Genomic DNA, 17078 nt, shown 5'->3' on the forward strand with positions numbered 1-17078 from the left:
CCGGCCGCGACTACGACGGCCAGACCGTAGAGCGCATGGACGCCGGCCGGCCGCCCGATGGGCACATGCAGCGACCAGCGCCCTGCGTCGGAGCCTTCCAAATCAAACCCGGCGCACGGCCATCGAGCCGTTGGTGCCGCCGAAGCCGAACGAGTTGGACAGGCCGACTTCAATCTTCATCTGCCGCGCTTCGTTCGCGCAGTAGTCGAGATCGCATTCAGGATCTTGATTGAAGATGTTGATGGTAGGCGGCGAAACCTGGTTGTACACGGCCAAGGTCGTGAACACTGCCTCGATGCCGCCGGCCGCGCCGAGCAAGTGCCCGGTCATGGACTTGGTCGAATTGACCACCAGCTTCTTGGCGTGATCGCCGAACGCCAGCTTCAGCGCCTCGGTTTCGTTCTTGTCGCCCAGGGGGGTGGACGTGCCGTGCGCGTTGACATACTGGATGTCGTCCACGTTCAGGCCGCCATTGCGCAGCGCGTTGATGACGCCTCGGCGCGGGCCGTCCTTGTCCGGAGCCGTGATGTGGTGCGCGTCCGAGCTCATGCCGTAACCGGCCAGTTCGCCATAGATGCGCGCACCGCGCTTCTTGGCGTGCTCGTACTCTTCCAGGACCAGGACGCCAGCGCCTTCGCCCAGGACGAAGCCGTCGCGGTCACGATCCCAGGGGCGCGAAGCCGTCTGAGGATCATCGTTGCGGGTCGACAAGGCGCGCATGGCGGCAAAACCGCCGATGCCCAGCGGCGACACGGTCGATTCAGCACCGCCCGCCACCATGACGTCTGCGTCGCCGTATTCGATCAGGCGCGCGGCGTCGCCGATGCAATGCAGGCCAGTCGTGCAAGCCGAGACAACGGCGTAGCTGGGGCCCTTCATGCCATAGGCAATCGACAAATGACCGGAGATCAGGTTGATCAGCGAACCCGGCACGAAGAACGGCGAAATACGTCGCGGACCCTTGGCCATGTATTCGACCTGGGTTTCTTCGATGCGCGGCAAACCGCCGATGCCGGAGCCCACGATCACGCCAATGCGCTCGGCATTGGCTTCGGTGACTTCCAGGCCGCAGTCACGCCATGCCTGCATCCCGGCGGCCAGGCCGTAATGGATGAAGGTATCCATCTGGCGGGCTTCTTTGCTCGAGATATAGGTGCTGATGTCGAAGTCTTTGACTTCGCCAGCAATGTGCGTGGTGATGGCCGAGGGATCGAAACGGGTGATGCGGCTGATGCCAGAACGTCCGTTGACGATATTGTCCCAAGCGGTGGTCAGGTCGTTTCCAACGGGAGAAACGATACCCAGGCCGGTGATGACGACACGTCGCTTCACGGATGACTCCTCAAACAGACAAAAGAAAGGCGGTTTTCGGGATGCGCTGCACGTGTGGCCCACGCGAAAGCGGGTCGGGCTTTACAACGCCCTTCCCGCACGCGGACCACACGGCAAATTCCTGAAACCGCCCCGTTTCCCGGTTGGCCCCGAAAGTCGGGCAACCGGAAGGATATAAATCGAGCTTACTGCTTACCGTGCGAATTGATGTAGTCAATCGCTTGTTGCACGGTCGTGATCTTTTCGGCCTCTTCGTCGGGGATCTCGGTCTCGAATTCGTCTTCGAGCGCCATGACCAGTTCGACCATGTCGAGCGAATCGGCACCGAGGTCGTCAAGGAAGGAGGATTCGTTCTTGATCTCGGCTTCGTTGACGCCAAGTTGTTCAGCGACGATCTTCTTGACGCGCTGTTCGATGCTTTCCATGCAGATCTCCAATTGGGAAAAATCCCGCGAATTATAGCCAAGCGTAGAGGAAAGCAACGCCTGGCCGTGACAAAAATAACACCGCGCACTTGTTCTGTCGCCCGTTGAGGGCACAGGAATACCAGTATGCGGCGTTTCCGGTTGAACTGCGCGCCGCCCAGACCGGTTGCCCGGCAAGGCGCGGCGACCTTAGCCGCCTGGCGCGCAATTCGTGATTTATTGCATGTACATCCCGCCGTTTACGTGCAGGGTGGTGCCGGTAATGTAACCCGCTTGCGGCCCGGACAAAAAGACCACCGCATGGGCGATGTCTTCAGGCGAGCCCAAACGGCCCAGCGGAATCTGTTGCAGCAGCGCCGTGGTCTGGCTTTCAGCCAGCGCGCGCGTCATGTCGGTATCGATGAAGCCGGGCGCGACGCAGTTCACGGTGATGTTGCGGCTACCCAACTCACGGGCCAGAGCACGTGACATGCCCGACACGCCCGCCTTCGCGGCGGCGTAGTTGGCCTGACCCGCGTTGCCGCTGGAGCCGACCACCGAGGTCACATTGATGATGCGGCCCCAACGGGCCTTCATCATGCTGCGCATCACCGCGCGCGACAGGCGAAACACGGACGTCAGGTTGGTATCCAGGACCGCGGACCAATCGTCGTCTTTCATGCGCATCGCGAGCGTATCGCGCGTGATGCCCGCATTATTGACCAGGATGTGGGGGCCGCCGCCGTCTTTGGCCAGCGCGTCGATCAGCTCGTCGCAGGCTTCAGCGTCCGTCACGTTCAGCACCACGCCACGGCCACCCAGGGGCGCCAGGGCTTCGGTGATGGCGGCCGCGCCGGATTCCGTGGTGGCGGTGCCGACCACGGTCGCGCCGCGCGCAGCCAGTTCCTGGGCAATGGCACGTCCGATGCCGCGCGTGGCGCCGGTCACCAGCGCGATCTTGCCTTGCAGTTCGATCGAGTTGTCCATGTCTTTAATTTCCGTTAACGACGGCCAACGCGGCTTCAAGCGAAGCGGGATCGGTAATGGCCAGGCCAGTAAATTCGGGATCAATGCGCTTGGTCAAGCCGGCCAGCACTTTGCCGGGACCGCATTCGATAACGTGCGTGACGCCTTGCGCCTTCATGGCGCGCAGGGTTTCAACCCAGCGCACAGGATGCCATGCCTGACGCACCAGCGCATCCCGGATTGCACCGGGTTCCGTGGGCGAGGCCACGTCGACGTTGTTGATGACCTGGATTTGCGGCGCGGACACGGTCGCGTTCGCCAGCGCGCCAGCCAGCACGTCGGCGGCGGGCTTGAGCAGGCTGGAGTGGAACGGTGCGGACACGGGCAGCAACAGCGCGCGCTTGGCGCCCGCGGCCTTGGCCAGTTCGCAGGCGCGTTCGACAGCGGCCTTGTGGCCGGCGATCACAACCTGCGCGGGCGCATTGAAGTTGACGGCTTCGACGACTTCACCTTGGGCGGCGGCGGCACACGCGGCGCGCACGGCATCGTCGTCCAGGCCCAGGATGGCAGCCATGGCGCCCGTACCCACGGGCACGGCGGCCTGCATGGCGTCAGCGCGCACGCGCACCAGGCGCACAGCGTCTTCCAGCGTCAGCGAACCTGCCGCGGTCAACGCCGCGTATTCACCCAGGCTGTGGCCCGCGACGACGTCGGGCTTGCGGCCGCCAGCGGCCGTCCAGGCAGCATAGAACGCCACACCGGCCGTCAACATGGCGGGTTGCGTGTTCGTGGTCAGATTGAGCTGGTCCGCCGGACCTTGCGCGATCAGGGCGCCCAGGTCCTGGCCCAAGGCCTCGGAGGCGCGCGCCACGGTGTCCGTGACGGCAGCGACGCCCGACCAGGCATCCAGCATACCGACAGCCTGCGACCCTTGGCCGGGAAAGACAAAAGCAATTTTCATGATTAACCGGTTGAATTGATTCAGTGTCTGTTTGGAATGTCGGGCGCGCGTTCGGCGGCGGCGCATGTCGCGCCACCCGCCTGGGCGCGCGCTTACATGCGGGCCAGTACCGAGCCCCAGGTGAATCCGCCACCCACGCCTTGCATCAGAATGAGCTGGCCGGGCTTGACGCGGCCATCGCGGCGCGCGGCATCCAGCGCCAGCGGCACGCTGGCGGCCGACGTGTTGGCGTGACTATCAACAGTGATGACGACTTTCTCGACCGGCACGGCCAGTTTGCGTGCCAGGAAATTCAGGATACGCACATTGGCCTGGTGAGGAATCAGCCAGTCGACATCCGCGAGTTCAATTCCGGCTTCCGCGCACGTGTCGCGCGCCGAACGGTCCAGCACGGTGACGGCCTGCTTGAAGACGGCCTGGCCATCCATGCGCAGGAACGGATCGCCAGTAACGTCGCCATAGGCCACGTTGCCCGCGGCGCTCAGGATCTTCATCTGGCTGCCGTCGGCGTGCAACTGCGCGGCCATGATGCCCGGCTCGTCGGATGCTTTCAGCACCACGGCGCCCGCGCCGTCGCCGAACAGCACGCAAGTGCTGCGGTCGTTCCAGTCCAGGATGCGGGAGAACACTTCCGCGCCGATCACCAGCGCGCAACGGGCGCGGCCCGCGCGAATGAAGCTGTCGGCGGTGGTGAGCGCATAGACAAAGCCGCTGCACACGGCCTGCACGTCGAACGCGGCAGAGCCCTTGGCGCCCAGATTGGCCTGCACCAGGCAGGCGGTGCTGGGGAATACGAAATCGGGGGTGGAGGTCGCGACGATGATCAGGTCCACGTCGGACGCTTCAACGCCCGCGTCGGCCAGCGCACGACGCGACGCCTCGGTGGCAAGCTGGCTGGTCGTGACGCCACGCTCGGCAAGGTGGCGCTGACGGATGCCCGTGCGCTCGACGATCCATTCATCGGACGTGGCGATATCGCGCGTCGCCAGTTCCGCAGCCAGTTCGTCATTCGAAACCACGCGTTCCGGCAAGAAACTGCCGGTGCCCGCGATTGCGGAATATTTCATTGCGGTATCCATCAAGCGGTGTCCCCAGCCACGTTCGCGGGAGGCGTTGCGGCGCCCTCTTCCGACTGAACGCGCTTGGTAATCTGAGCGACCGTCTGAGCGGTGCGCTCCAGCAGTTTACTCACTACGGCTTCACGGGCGCGCTGCAATGCAAAACCGTAGGCGTAGACATCCGCGGAACCGTGGCTCTTGATGACCACGCCGCGCAGGCCCAACAACGCCGCGCCGTTGTAGCGGCGGTTATCGACGCGGTTGCGCAGGCGGTTCAGCACGGGCTTGGCGATAGCCCCGGCCAGCAACGTGAAAATATTGCGTTTGAACTCTTCGTGGATGATGCTGGACAGCATCTTCGCCAGCCCTTCAACGGACTTGAGCACGACGTTGCCGACAAAGCCGTCGCAGACGACGACGTCGACCGTGCCCTTGAAGATGTCGTTGCCTTCCACGTTGCCGTAGAAATTCAAGGGGCTGCCGCGCAGAAGCTCGGCGGCTTCCTTGACGACTTCGTTGCCCTTGATGACTTCTTCGCCGATGTTGAGCAAGCCCACGGTGGGGTTCTCACGATGGTCCACCGCCTGCGACAGCGCGGCGCCCATGATGGCGAATTGCAGAAGGTGCTCGGCTGTGCAGTCCACATTCGCGCCCAGGTCCAGCACCGTGGTGGCGCGGCCCGTCTGGTTCGGAATGGACGTGGCGATCGCGGGGCGGTCAATGCCGTCCAGCGTCTTGAGCACGTAGCGTGAAATGGCCATCCACGCGCCGGTATTGCCCGCGGAAACGCAGGCGTCGGCGCGCCCATCCTTGACGGACTGGGCGGCCAGGCGCATGGAGGAGTCTTTTTTGCGGCGCAGGGCGACCTCGACAGGGTCGTCCATGGTGACGACTTCAGAAGCCGCCACGATTTCCATACGATCGCGCGCAACGTCGCGGTGCTCGGAGAGCGCCGCTTCGATCGCGTCGGGAAGCCCGACCAGCAATAGCCGGGTATCCGGAAATTGCCGGGCGAACTCGATCGCAGCCGGAATCGTGACGGGCAGACCGAAGTCTCCGCCCATACAGTCTATGGCGATGCGTATCACGGGTGCCAGGTATCAGCGCTCAGCCGAATTGGTCCGAGTACGAGTTCGGCCCGGGGGCCTTATTCGTCGGCCTTGGTCTTCAGGACCTTGCGGCCACGGTAGAAGCCATTGGGGCTGATGTGGTGACGCAGGTGGGTTTCACCGGTGTTCGGCTCGATGGCGGTCGACGGAGCAACCAGAAAATCGTGCGAACGGTGCATACCGCGCTTGGAGGGGGACTTCTTGTTTTGTTGAACGGCCATGATGACTCCTAGAAACGGGGCGCATTGTACGCGATGCGGCCCGATGTTGATCTCAATCTTTGTGCTTCAGTTGTTCCAGCACCGCAAACGGCGACGGACGCTTGACAGCGGGTTCTTCAGGAACTTCGCTGACGTTGGCCTGCGCGCCCGGGCATACATCATGCTTGGGCACATACGGAACGCTCAGAATGAGCTCATCTTCGATCTGGGCCAGCAGATCAAAGTGATGCGAACCCACCACCTTTTCAGGTTGGTTGGACACAAAACCATTTCCTTCTTCGTCTTCGTCGTCGCTGCCGGCAGAACCGTCGGTGACATCACCGTTGGTAAAACCATCATCAAGATCGGATTCAGACTTAACCAGCTGCAAGAGGACTTCGCTATCGACCGGATAGACAAACGGTACATTGCACCGCTGGCACACCAGCACCGGATTCGCTTGCACATGAACATGCAGAAGCGGCCGGCCAAGCAACAGCCCCGACTTACCAATCTCGCCGCGCACGGACCATGTCACAAGCCCGGCATCGCCCAGCGGTTGTTCAGGTAACCCTTCAACCGCGCGCGTAAACCGCACAAGAGGTATGGTGCCTTGCGCTTCCCTGCCACTATGGGCAAATGCGAATGCATCGATGCGCTTGATGATCAATCCTTTGCATTCGCGGGACTTTGCCTTAGCTTTTTGCCTTAGCCGTTTGCTTTGCCTTCCGCCTTACCTTCCACTTCCGGCTGCAAAAATCCCGCAAAACGTTAGATAATACTGCGACTTACGCTTACACGTCAAATACCGAATGCCTTCAAAGCCTAGCCTGATCCTCGCGTCCAGCTCGCGTTACCGCAAGGAATTGCTGTCACGCCTGCGCCTGCCCTTTACCGCCATTTCCCCCGATGTAGACGAAACGCCACACCCCGGGGAAACGCCTGAAGCACTGGCCCTGCGGTTATCGGTTGCCAAGGCCATGGCCGTGGCGGCCAAGCACCCGGGCAGCATCGTGATCGGGTCGGATCAGGTGGCCACCATTGATGGCCAGCCTATCGGCAAACCGGGGAATTTTCCCGGCGCCCAAGCGCAATTACGCACGTTGTCAGGGCAAACCGTGGCATTTCACAGCGCTCTGGCGGTCACGGACGGCCAACGGGTGGAAAAAGCCGACATCGTTACGCTCTGCCGCTTCCGCCAGTTGTCGGACTCCGCCATCGACGCCTATCTGCGCGCCGAAGAACCTTACGATACCGCAGGCAGCGCCAAGGCGGAAAGCCTGGGCATCGCCCTGATGGAAAGCATCCAGAGCGATGACCCGACCGCCATTATCGGGCTGCCGCTGATCGCGCTGACGCGCATGCTGGCGCAGTTCGGGCTAGACCCGCTGGACGCCCCGGGCGCACCAGCATGAACGGCGCCCTGCACCTGATTCCCGTCGGCCTGGGCGCCGCCCCGCCCGAGCGCTGGCTGCCGGCCGACGTGCGCGCATTGGCCGGTCGACTGGACACCTACATCGCCGAAAACGCCAAGACCGCGCGCGCTTTTCTCAAGCTGATCGGCACTACCCGCCCGCTGCAAGAAATCACCATACACACCCTGACCGACAAGATCGACGCCGGCCAGATCAACGCCTGGCTGGCGCCGGTGAAGCAAGGGGCCGAGATCGGCCTGGTATCCGAGGCCGGTTGCCCGGCCGTCGCTGACCCGGGCGCCAAGGTTGTCGACGCCGCCCATCGCCTGGGAATACCGGTCCGGCCTTGGGTCGGCCCCTCGTCCATCTTGCTGGGCCTCATGGCCAGTGGGCTGGACGGGCAGCGCTTCGCCTTCCATGGCTACGCGCCGGTGGATGCCGCCGAGCGCGCCAAGCAACTGAAGGCCTGGGAGCAGCATTCCGCCAAGCACAATCAGACCCAGTTGCTGATCGAAACGCCCTATCGCAACGCCGCCATGTTCGCCACGCTGCTGGCCAGCCTGAAAGGCGACACCAAGCTGTGCGTGGCGCGCTCGGTCACCACCGCCGACGAATGGGTGGTCACGCACACCATCGCCGACTGGAAAAAACTGCCCGCGCCCCAACTGGACAAGCTGCCCACGCTGTTCCTCTATCTGGCCCGCTGATCGATGCTACGCCTTATCACCACCCTGCTGGCCACGGCAGTGCTGGCCGGCTGCGCCACGCGCGGACCGGCCGGGCTGGACCTGGACACCTCAATCACTGCCGTCAGCCAGGCCAGCCGCGTGCGCAGCATCGTCCTGCACTACACCAGCGTCGACGACCCGACATCGATCAAGCTGCTGTCGCGCGGCAAGGTCAGCTCGCACTACCTGATTGCAGACTCTGGCCGCGCCTACCGCCTGGTGGATGAAAATCGTGCCGCATGGCATGCCGGCGCCAGTTCCTGGTACGGCAACATCGCCATGAACAGCACGTCGATCGGCATCGAAATCGTCAACCCGGGCTGGACCGAAGGGGCTGACGGCAAGCCCGTCTGGCATGCCTACAACGACCGCCAGGTGCGCGCGCTGACCATTCTGCTGCGCGATCTTATTCAACGCCACGGCATCGCCCCCGAAAACGTGGTGGGCCATAGCGACATCGCGCCGCAGCGCAAGGTGGATCCTGGGCCGCTGTTTCCCTGGAAGGCACTGGCCACTGCGGGCATCGGGCGCTGGTACGACGAGACCGGAGCAGCCGAGCACCTGGCACGCCTGCAAATGCAAGGCATGCCCGATGTGGCCTGGTTTCAGAAGCAATTGCAGCGCCTAGGGTATGCCTGCCCGCAGGACGGCGTGCTGGATCGGGCCACCATCAACACGCTGGCGGCGTTTCAGATGCACTACCGGCCTGCCCTGCACGACGGCCAGCCGGATGCGGAAACCGCCGCCATCATGCTGGCCATGCTGTAGCGGTAACAGGTAGCCGAAACCACCGCTGGCGCTGGCTACGCTAGCCCTTGCGGCGCCACCACCCCACGATGCGCCAGCCCAGCAGCAAGGCCAGCACGGCCGCATACAAGACAGGCTCGGTGAAGTCGTTCTTGCCGGCCTTGTGCCACCAGAAGTGCAGCACCGCAAGCAGGCCGATGGCATAGATGGCTCGATGCAACTGCTGCCAGCGCTTGCCGAGCCGGCGCATGGCCCATTGGGTGGACGTGGCGGCCAGCGCCGTCATCAGCACGAAGGCGGCGAACCCCACCGTAATGAAAGGACGTTCGGCTATATCCTGCAACATGGCTTGGGGATCCAGGCCCCGGTCCCACCACACCCATGCCATGAAATGCATGGCGCCGTAGAAGAAGGCAAACAGGCCGCACATGCGCCGCACGCGCACCAGCGCGGGCTGCCCCGTCAAGCGGCGCAAGGGCGTGATCGCCAGGGTGACCAGCAGGCATACAAGGGTCCACGTGCCGGACGAGCGGGTCAGGAACTCAACCGGGTTCGCCGTCAAGCCATTGTCCAGACCCAGCCAGATCCAGCGCGCGAACGGCGCCAGGCCCAGCAGGAACAACAAGGGCTTGAAGCGGCCCACGGTCTTGGCGGAAAGCTGCGCCTTGCGCGGCGGCGCGCCCGCAGGCTGGGTAGAGGCCTCGGACATGTCGATGTCAGTAATTCGCTTTCAGGTCCATGCCCTGGTAGAGCGAGGCCACCTGCTCGCCGTAGCCATTGAACATCAGGGTTTTGCGCTTGGGCGTGAAGAGCCCGTCTTCGCCAATGCGGCGCTCGGTGGCCTGGCTCCAGCGGGGATGGGGCACATTGGGGTTCACGTTGGCGTAAAAGCCGTATTCCTGCGGCGCCGCCTTGACCCAAGACGACTCCGGCATTTTCTCCACCAAACGAATCTTCACCAGGGACTTGGCCGACTTGAAGCCATACTTCCATGGCACGGCCAGCCGCAAGGGCGCGCCGTTCTGGTTGGGCAAGACCTTGCCGTACAGGCCGAACACCAGCATGGCCAGCGGATTCATGGCCTCATCGATGCGCAAGGCTTCCACATACGGCCAGTCCAGGACGCCGGCGCGCACGCCGGGCATGTTCTCGCGCTGCACCGCGGTCACGAATTCCACGTACTTGGCATTGCCCGTGGGTTCGACCTGCTTGAGCAGCTCCGACACCGAATACCCCACCCACGGAATCACCATGGACCAGCCCTCGACACAGCGCAGGCGATAGACGCGATCTTCCATGGGCGCCAGCTTGAGCAGCTCTTCAATGGTGAATGTGCGCGGCTTGCCGACTTCGCCCTCGACGCTGACGCTCCAGGGGCGGGTCTGCAACTTGCCTGCGCGGGCGGCGGGATCGCCCTTGTCGAGCCCGAATTCGTAGTAGTTGTTGTAGGACGTGATGTCGGCCAGCGAGGTTTGCTTGTCCATCACACTGAGCGCGGCGTTGGACTTGCCAGGCAAGGCCCCGGCGTCCTGCGCGAAGGCGCTGCGGGAGGCCCAGCCGGACAGGCCCACGGCTGCTGCCGTCACCCCGGCACGCAGCATCAATTCGCGGCGCGAGCGCCAGACCGCCTCGTCGGTGATTTCGGACGGAAGAATATCGTCGGGCTTGCGTATCAACATCGTGGTCTCCGGTTCGGCGCAGGCCAGCCATGGCAGCACCCTGCGCAACGCATAGACGTTGCGCCGCCCCATGATATTCCGCGGCGGCACGCCAGCGGGTGGGCATGTTCAGATTGACTGGTCGCGACGCCAGACGTTCCCGGCCGTGGCTGGCCATGTATCTGGCCAAACGCGACCATTTAGCAATCAGGCGCTTGCCGACACGCGGGGCAACAGCCAATCGCGCACGAGCGGCACGCTATCCAATACGGCCTGGGGCGCGCAACCCTCAAGTTCCTTCACGGTATGGGCCCCATACGTCACCCCCAAGCCATGCACGCCCGCGTTGACCGCCATCTGCAGGTCGTGCGAGGTGTCGCCCACCATCACCACGCGGTCAGGTTCCACGTCCAATTCCTGCATCAGCTCATGCAACATGGCGGGATGCGGCTTGCTGAAGGTTTCATCAGCCGTGCGGGTGGCGTCAAACAAGGGCCCCAGACCGGTCGCGGCCAGGGCGCGGGTCAAGCCCACCCGGCTTTTGCCGGTAGCCACGGCCAAGCGCACGTTCTGGCCGGCCAGTTCGGTCAGCAACTCAGGGATGCCGTCAAACAGGCGCAGCTCGGGATCGCGCAGCAGATAGTGCGTGCGATAGCGTTCCAGGAAGCGCGGCATCATGGCCTGCGTCAGTTCCGGCACGGCGCGACGCAATGCGCTTTCCAGGGACAGACCAATCACCCAGCTTGCCTCGGACGTCGAGGGCACCGCCAGTTCCAGGTCGCGGCACGCGCCCTGAATGGCGGCCACGATGCTGTGCGTGGAGTCCATCAGGGTGCCATCCCAGTCAAAAACGACCAGCGAATACGACGACATAATCAGACCGACTCCAGTTGTTTCAGTAGTTTTTGGCAGGCAGGGGGCAGCTCGGCGGTAAGCGTCATGGGCTCGCCAGTTACCGGATGGGCCAACGTCAATTGGTGGGCGTGCAGGAACATCCGGCCAAAGCCCATGCGCGAGAATTCGGCGCGCACATCATCATGGCCGTATTTATCGTCGCCCACGATGGGAAAGCCGCTGGCCGCCAAGTGCACCCGGATTTGATGGGTCCGACCCGTGCGCAGTTCCGCGTCGACCAGACTGTAACTGCCGAAACGCTGCTTGAGCGTGATGATGGTGTGCGCCGTCTGACCGTCGGGGTCCACCTTGACGCGGCGCTCACCGGACTGGGTGGTCCATTTGGACAAGCCCAGCTTGATGTGTTGGCGGTCGTTCACCCAGTCGCCTTCAACCAGGGCCAGGTAATGCTTGTCGCCCTTGCCTTCGCGCAGCATGGCGTGCAAGGCCAGCAAGGCGCTGCGCTTCTTGGCCACCATAAGCAGCCCGGACGTTTCCCGGTCCAGGCGATGCACCAGTTCAAGAAACTTGGCGTCCGGCCGCGCCGCGCGCAGTTGCTCGATCACCCCGAACGACACGCCGCTGCCGCCGTGCACCGCGACCCCGGCCGGCTTGTCCACGACCAGCAGCGCATCGTCTTCGAACACGATCGGAAATTCCGCGCCGGGCACGGGGCGGGGCTTGCCCGGATCAGGCAAACGCAAGGGCGGAATGCGGACGATGTCGCCTTCAACGATGCGATAGTCGACCGAGATGCGTCCCTTGTTTACGCGCACTTCGCCGCCACGGATGGCTTTGTAGATATGCGTTTTTGGAACGCCCTTGCACAAGCGCATCAGGAAGTTGTCCAGACGCTGGCCGGCGTGTTCGCCATCGACCTCCACCATACGGACGGCGGGGGCGGCTTTAGAGGGGGATATGGGGGAGGAAGTTTCTTTGCGCATTGCGGAAAGCGACATATAATCGGGACAGCCTTAAGGGGCTGAACTAGCCGCCTGGCGTAGAGATGCAAACAAGTACGCAACTCCGTCGAGCGCGCGGGCCGCCATTGTACTGCCTGCTGATTCAACCCCTGGGTCTCTTGGTCGCCGGCGCAACCGCGCCCTGCCGGATAGTGGTGTGGCATTCACTTTGCCCGCTGTCCCAGCAGGTCCGTTGCATGCCGCAAGCGGCTCTGAAGCACTGCAAGAATCGTCGCATATTTAAAGCACCAGCTGCGTGTAGGCAACCAATCCGACCGCAACTGCCGTTCACAGCAATTTTTCCGTCAAACCACATTCAGTGAAGCTGACCCTCCTGCTGACAGAACCCCGTGCCCCACGGCACGACGTGCCCGCCTGACCCGCGGCGGATACGCCTGGGCGCCGCCCAGGTACGGTCCGCATTTCTTGCCCGCTTCAGCCGCAGCCCGAGTGACCCGAGGTCACGCGCCGATATCGGCGCGTCATGACAACGGAGAAACCCTCTCATGAAGCGCATGCTGTTCAATGCGACGCATCAGGAAGAATTACGCGTCGCTATCGTTGATGGGCAAAAACTCATCGACCTCGACATCGAGACTGCCGGCCGCGAACAACGCAAAGGCAACATCTACAAAGGTGTCATTACCCGGATCGAACCCGGCCTGGAAGCTTGCTTCGTCAACTACGGTGAAGACCGTCACGGCTTTCTGCCCTTCAAGGAAGTTGCTCGCAGCTTCTTCAAGGAAGGCGTCGATGTCCGTAGCGCCCGCATCCAGGATGCGCTGCGCGAAGGCCAGGAACTGATCGTTCAGGTCGAAAAGGAAGAACGCGGCAACAAGGGCGCAGCCCTGACCACGTTCATCTCGCTGGCTGGCCGCTATCTGGTCCTGATGCCCAACAACCCCCGTGGCGGCGGTGTTTCGCGCCGCGTCGAGGGTGAAGACCGCCAGGAACTGCGCGACACCATGGAGCAGCTTGATCTGCCCCAGGGTATGAGCATCATTGCTCGCACCGCCGGCATCGGCCGCAACGTCGAAGAGCTCCAGTGGGACTTGTCCTACCTGATGCAGCTGTGGACCGCCATCGACGGCGCCGCCCGCGACAACTCCGCGCCGATCCTCATCTATCTGGAATCCAGCCTGGTCATCCGGGCCATCCGCGATTATTTCTCGCCCGAAATCGGCGAGATCCTGATCGATACCGACGAGATCGCCGACCAGGCCACCGCCTTCATGAGCGTGGTGATGCCGGACAACGTCCAGCGCGTCAAACGCTACCGTGACGACATCCCGCTGTTCTCGCGTTTCCAGATCGAACACCAGATTGAAACGGCGTATTCGCGCACGGTGCAACTGCCCTCGGGCGGCGCCATCGTGATCGACCACACCGAAGCCCTGGTTTCCGTCGACGTGAACTCCGCCCGCTCCACGCGCGGCGCAGACATCGAGGAAACCGCGCTGCGCACCAACTCCGAAGCGGCCGACGAAGTGGCCCGCCAGTTGCGCTTGCGCGACTTGGGCGGCCTGATCGTCATCGACTTCATCGACATGGAAGACAGCAAGAACCAGCGCGCCGTTGAACAGCGCCTGCGTGACGCCCTCCATTTCGACCGTGCCCGCGTACAAATGGGCAAGATTTCGCGCTTTGGCCTGATGGAACTGTCGCGTCAGCGCCTGCGCCCGGCCCTGAACGAAGGCTCGCACATCACCTGCCCGCGCTGCAACGGCACCGGCGTGATCCGCGATGCCGAATCCAGCGCTCTGCACGTACTGCGCCTGCTGCAAGAAGAGGCCATGAAGGAAAACACCGCGGCGGTCCACGCCCAGGTGCCGGTGGATGTCGCCACCTACCTTCTGAACGAAAAGCGCGCCGACATCACCAAGATGGAAGCCCGCCTGAAGGTCAACCTGATGCTGATCCCGAACAAGCATCTGGAAACGCCGCATCACCACATTGAGCGCCTGCGCCACGACGATCCGCGCCTGGAAGAGCTGAAGACCAGCTTCGAGCTGGTTGAAGCGCCCGCCACGGATGCTCCCTGGCAGCCGCGCGAAAGCGAAATCAAGGCTCGCCCGGAAGCACTGGTCAAGGGCATTACGCCCTCGCAGCCCGCTCCGGTTTCGACGCCCGCCGCTCCCGTCGCCGCCCCTGCTGCTCCGGCCGCCGCCGGTGGCCTGGGTGGCTTGTTCAAGCGCCTGGTTGGATGGCTGACCGGTGGCTCCGAAGCCGCCAAACCGGCCCCCGCCACCACCACCGAAGACAGCGCCAAGCGCAACGCCTCCGGCCGTGGCAAGGGTCGCACTGGCCATGACGGCCAGGAACGCCGTGGCGAACGCCATGGTTCGGACCGCAACCGCAACAACCGCCGTGGCGAATCGCGCGGCGAAGGCGCCGAAGGCAGCGAAGGCGGCCGTCATCACGCTCGCGGCAACCGTCGCGGCGAAGGTGAGCGCGGCGAACGTGGCGATCGCGGCAACCGCAACGAGGCCCGAGGCGACCGCGACGGTCAGGTAGCGCAAGCCGCCCTGGCGTCGAACCGCCCCGATCAGGCTGACCAAGCCAATGGCGACGACGCCGGCGCCGGCCGCAACCGCCGCCGTGGCCGTGGCCGCAACCGCCGCGAAGAAGGCCAGTCCGACGCGCCGATGAGCGAACAGGAAAGCATGGTGGCCGCGCTGGCGCAGTCTGTAGCGACCGCCCTGCCCGACACCAAGCCCGCCGCCGACACCTCGGCCGAAGCCGCTGACGCCGCCGAGCAAACCGCCGACGGCATGCCCATGGGTGAAGGCGCCGAAGGCGCTGCCGATCCGGAACGCAAGCGCCGCCGCCGCCGCAGCCGTCGTGGCCGCCGCAGTCAGGACGAAGCCGGCCTGGCTGGTAGCGACGAGCAACTGGATGATGGTTCGGATGATGAATCCGCCGACCAAGCCGACAACGCCGCGGTTCCCGCAGCGTCGGCAGCCCCGGTGGAATCCGCCCCGGTCGCTGGCGTGGAAACCGCCCCCGCTGCCCCGGTAGCACCGACGCAGGTCGTCGAAACCAAGGTGACGGAAGCCCAAGTCGTCGAGTCCAAACCGGTTGAAACCGTGAAGGTTGAAGCGCCGGCCCAGGCCCCGATTCAGGTCCCGACTCAAGCCCAGGTTGAAGCCCCCGCACAAACCCAGGGCGAAACCTCGGCTGCGGTAGTTACCAGCCCGGCTGAAACGCCCGCCGAAGCCGCCAAGGCCGAGCCGGTGCAAACCGCCGTCGAACCGGTGGCCCGGCCTGTGCAAGCAGCTCCTCAAGTGACCCAGCCGGTCGCCGTGGAACCTGCCGCGCCGGTCCAAGCGCCCGCTGAACAGCCTGTGCAAGCCGCCGCAGCAGTAGAACCCGTTGTGACGGCGGCAGCTCCGGTTGCCCCCGCAGCGTCCGATGCTCAAGCCATCGTGATGCCGGCAACGACTCCGTCGGCCAAGGCGCAAGCCCTGCACGAAGTGGTCAACGCCGCTGGTTTGAAGTGGGTGGAAACCGATCCGGACCGCCACGCCCAAACCCAGCTGCGCATCGCCGCGGCGCACACGCCGACCCGTCTGGGCCGTGAGCGCAAGCCGGTTGCTGCCGTGTCGAACGAACCCCTGGTTCAAGTCGAAACGCGCCACTAAGCCGTGCGCCACTACGCCGTGCGCCACTAAGCCACGAAGCGCTAGGCGCTAAGCGACAAGAGACCGCCCGTTAACACCGGGCGGTCTTTTTTTTGCCGGTCGTAGCCGACCGAAGCCTGTCGGCAAACGCAGGACGAAAAAAAACCCTCGGCGACGAGGGTTTTTCACATTCTGCCCAGCGGGGAAGCAGAACTGTCAGAACTGATACGTGTAGGTCAACTGCACCACGTCCAGGCCGGGGTTGGGCCGCTTGATGCTGGCGTTGGAGAAGTGCGAGTAACGAAGGCCGATCCGGTTGTTCGGGGTCACCAAAAAGCCCAAGCCGACGTGGTCGCCAAACTGGAAGGCAGTGCTGATGTTCTCGTCGGCAAAGCGCGTGCTGGAGAACAAGGTGGCGCCGATACCGGCTTCAAGGTAGAAGCGCTCGCCCGTCCACCAACGGAACATGGGGATCGCGTTCAGTTGCCAGACGTGGCCCGGCGAACGCGAGCCATCCGCCTGCCAGTACGACGCGCCGATCTCGGGCGTGAGATCCAGGCGCCCCCAATTGCCGCCAAAATGGTACGTCCAGACCGACGGGGTCTCGTAGTTCAACGTCAGGCGCTTGTAATGGTCACCGATGCCGTAATGCAGGCTCACGCCACCCTGGGTGCCTTCCGAGGATTGGGCGCTGGCCATCGTGGCCGCGCCAGCCAATGCCAAACCGACAAGGCGTGTGAGCAGTTTCTTTTTGGTCGACAGCATGAAGCTAACTCCGTGTATATCTGGGACTAACCGGCAACATAGCAAAATACGGGCCGGATGGCTTGCGCCTTGTCGCAATAAGGCAACACAATCGTGCTGGAAAACACTGTTCCGAAAAGCGCAGTCACAATCGAAACGAGATCCGGTAAGCAGCGTCACAAACCCCACACTCCCCTGAATGAAAATGCCGTCGCAAGCTACGCTGACGACGGCATTTTTTCTATTGCGCTTGGGGCTGGCAAGCTTGCCAACGGCCCGT

At 63.6% G+C, this 17078-nt stretch carries 17 protein-coding genes; 4 read left to right on the plus strand and 13 right to left on the minus strand.

Annotated elements, in window-relative coordinates:
• Positions 1–102 precede the first annotated feature (102 nt).
• The 8 genes from fabF to ACE04A_RS08690 all read right to left on the minus strand — a co-directional run bounded on the left by fabF (position 103) and on the right by ACE04A_RS08690 (position 6700).
• Positions 103–1332 carry a beta-ketoacyl-ACP synthase II gene (gene fabF, locus ACE04A_RS08655; protein WP_259251877.1) on the minus strand — a complete coding sequence of 410 codons (1230 nt, stop codon included), beginning with the start codon at positions 1330–1332 and terminating at the stop codon, positions 103–105.
• Positions 1333–1517: 185 nt separating this feature from the next.
• Entirely contained in the window at positions 1518–1757 is a 240-nt protein-coding gene (acpP, locus tag ACE04A_RS08660; protein ID WP_003813816.1) for an acyl carrier protein, read from the minus strand.
• A 216-nt stretch (positions 1758–1973) separates the two neighbouring features.
• Positions 1974–2723 (minus strand): 3-oxoacyl-ACP reductase FabG, encoded by a 750-nt coding sequence (fabG, locus tag ACE04A_RS08665; RefSeq protein ID WP_448718560.1) that lies wholly within the window; start codon positions 2721–2723, stop codon positions 1974–1976.
• 4 nt (positions 2724–2727) lie between these two features.
• Entirely contained in the window at positions 2728–3663 is a 936-nt protein-coding gene (gene fabD / locus ACE04A_RS08670; RefSeq protein ID WP_485820045.1) for an ACP S-malonyltransferase, read from the minus strand.
• Positions 3664–3755: 92 nt separating this feature from the next.
• Positions 3756–4742 carry a beta-ketoacyl-ACP synthase III gene (locus tag ACE04A_RS08675; RefSeq protein ID WP_259251890.1) on the minus strand — a complete coding sequence of 329 codons (987 nt, stop codon included), beginning with the start codon at positions 4740–4742 and terminating at the stop codon, positions 3756–3758.
• The gene (gene plsX / locus ACE04A_RS08680) at positions 4742–5809 is read right to left on the minus strand and encodes a phosphate acyltransferase PlsX (RefSeq protein ID WP_050447630.1); all 1068 of its coding nucleotides are present in this window, start codon (positions 5807–5809) and stop codon (positions 4742–4744) included. The genes ACE04A_RS08675 and plsX overlap by 1 nt, the downstream gene beginning before the upstream one ends.
• Positions 5810–5868: 59 nt before the next feature.
• Complete coding sequence (rpmF, locus tag ACE04A_RS08685; RefSeq protein ID WP_006218037.1) at positions 5869–6051, minus strand: 50S ribosomal protein L32; 183 nt, start codon at positions 6049–6051, stop codon at positions 5869–5871.
• Between the two features lie 52 nt (positions 6052–6103).
• The gene (locus ACE04A_RS08690) at positions 6104–6700 is read right to left on the minus strand and encodes a YceD family protein (RefSeq protein ID WP_259251891.1); all 597 of its coding nucleotides are present in this window, start codon (positions 6698–6700) and stop codon (positions 6104–6106) included.
• Between the two features lie 142 nt (positions 6701–6842).
• On the opposite strand from ACE04A_RS08690, the gene ACE04A_RS08695 reads away from it, so the two are divergent.
• From ACE04A_RS08695 to ACE04A_RS08705, 3 genes are read left to right on the plus strand one after another with little or no spacing between them, the layout of a single operon-like run.
• Complete coding sequence (locus ACE04A_RS08695) at positions 6843–7445, plus strand: Maf-like protein (RefSeq protein WP_279995933.1); 603 nt, start codon at positions 6843–6845, stop codon at positions 7443–7445.
• Complete coding sequence (locus ACE04A_RS08700; RefSeq protein ID WP_485820046.1) at positions 7442–8152, plus strand: SAM-dependent methyltransferase; 711 nt, start codon at positions 7442–7444, stop codon at positions 8150–8152. The genes ACE04A_RS08695 and ACE04A_RS08700 overlap by 4 nt, the downstream gene beginning before the upstream one ends.
• A 3-nt stretch (positions 8153–8155) precedes the next feature.
• Complete coding sequence (locus ACE04A_RS08705; protein ID WP_438858487.1) at positions 8156–8941, plus strand: N-acetylmuramoyl-L-alanine amidase; 786 nt, start codon at positions 8156–8158, stop codon at positions 8939–8941.
• A 40-nt stretch (positions 8942–8981) separates the two neighbouring features.
• On the opposite strand, the gene msrQ is transcribed toward ACE04A_RS08705, so the two are convergent.
• The 4 genes from msrQ to ACE04A_RS08725 form a co-directional block, all read right to left on the minus strand.
• Positions 8982–9629 carry a protein-methionine-sulfoxide reductase heme-binding subunit MsrQ gene (gene msrQ, locus ACE04A_RS08710; RefSeq protein ID WP_448718562.1) on the minus strand — a complete coding sequence of 216 codons (648 nt, stop codon included), beginning with the start codon at positions 9627–9629 and terminating at the stop codon, positions 8982–8984.
• 7 nt (positions 9630–9636) lie between these two features.
• Positions 9637–10599, minus strand: coding sequence for a protein-methionine-sulfoxide reductase catalytic subunit MsrP (gene msrP, locus ACE04A_RS08715; protein ID WP_448718563.1), 963 nt, complete (start codon positions 10597–10599; stop codon positions 9637–9639).
• A 186-nt stretch (positions 10600–10785) separates the two neighbouring features.
• A complete protein-coding gene (locus ACE04A_RS08720; RefSeq protein WP_050447624.1) occupies positions 10786–11451 on the minus strand; it encodes an HAD family hydrolase in 666 nt (221 codons plus the stop codon).
• Between the two features lie 2 nt (positions 11452–11453).
• On the minus strand, positions 11454–12416 hold the full coding sequence (locus tag ACE04A_RS08725; RefSeq protein WP_391441417.1) for an RluA family pseudouridine synthase: 963 nt from the start codon (positions 12414–12416) through the stop codon (positions 11454–11456).
• A gap of 524 nt (positions 12417–12940) precedes the next feature.
• On the opposite strand from ACE04A_RS08725, the gene ACE04A_RS08730 reads away from it, so the two are divergent.
• Positions 12941–16075, plus strand: coding sequence for an Rne/Rng family ribonuclease (locus ACE04A_RS08730; RefSeq protein WP_448718564.1), 3135 nt, complete (start codon positions 12941–12943; stop codon positions 16073–16075).
• 195 nt (positions 16076–16270) lie between these two features.
• On the opposite strand, the gene ACE04A_RS08735 is transcribed toward ACE04A_RS08730, so the two are convergent.
• Entirely contained in the window at positions 16271–16819 is a 549-nt protein-coding gene (locus tag ACE04A_RS08735; protein ID WP_259251901.1) for an acyloxyacyl hydrolase, read from the minus strand.
• Positions 16820–17078 lie beyond the last annotated feature (259 nt).

It is taken from the genome of Achromobacter colocynthidis (genome assembly GCF_057334535.1).

Excerpts from the sequence above, each read along its gene's own strand:
- acpP (WP_003813816.1), bottom strand. The coding sequence starts at position 1,757 with ATGGAAAGCATCGAACAGCGCGTCAAGAAGATCGTCGCTGAACAACTT.
- fabG (WP_448718560.1), bottom strand. The coding sequence starts at position 2,723 with ATGGACAACTCGATCGAACTGCAAGGCAAGATCGCGCTGGTGACCGGC.
- fabD (WP_485820045.1), bottom strand. The coding sequence starts at position 3,663 with ATGAAAATTGCTTTTGTCTTTCCCGGCCAAGGGTCGCAGGCTGTCGGT.
- ACE04A_RS08675 (WP_259251890.1), bottom strand. The coding sequence starts at position 4,742 with ATGGATACCGCAATGAAATATTCCGCAATCGCGGGCACCGGCAGTTTC.
- rpmF (WP_006218037.1), bottom strand. The coding sequence starts at position 6,051 with ATGGCCGTTCAACAAAACAAGAAGTCCCCCTCCAAGCGCGGTATGCAC.
- ACE04A_RS08695 (WP_279995933.1), top strand. The coding sequence starts at position 6,843 with ATGCCTTCAAAGCCTAGCCTGATCCTCGCGTCCAGCTCGCGTTACCGC.
- ACE04A_RS08700 (WP_485820046.1), top strand. The coding sequence starts at position 7,442 with ATGAACGGCGCCCTGCACCTGATTCCCGTCGGCCTGGGCGCCGCCCCG.
- ACE04A_RS08705 (WP_438858487.1), top strand. The coding sequence starts at position 8,156 with ATGCTACGCCTTATCACCACCCTGCTGGCCACGGCAGTGCTGGCCGGC.
- msrQ (WP_448718562.1), bottom strand. The coding sequence starts at position 9,629 with ATGTCCGAGGCCTCTACCCAGCCTGCGGGCGCGCCGCCGCGCAAGGCG.
- msrP (WP_448718563.1), bottom strand. The coding sequence starts at position 10,599 with ATGTTGATACGCAAGCCCGACGATATTCTTCCGTCCGAAATCACCGAC.
- ACE04A_RS08720 (WP_050447624.1), bottom strand. The coding sequence starts at position 11,451 with ATGTCGTCGTATTCGCTGGTCGTTTTTGACTGGGATGGCACCCTGATG.
- ACE04A_RS08725 (WP_391441417.1), bottom strand. The coding sequence starts at position 12,416 with ATGCGCAAAGAAACTTCCTCCCCCATATCCCCCTCTAAAGCCGCCCCC.
- ACE04A_RS08730 (WP_448718564.1), top strand. The coding sequence starts at position 12,941 with ATGAAGCGCATGCTGTTCAATGCGACGCATCAGGAAGAATTACGCGTC.
- ACE04A_RS08735 (WP_259251901.1), bottom strand. The coding sequence starts at position 16,819 with ATGCTGTCGACCAAAAAGAAACTGCTCACACGCCTTGTCGGTTTGGCA.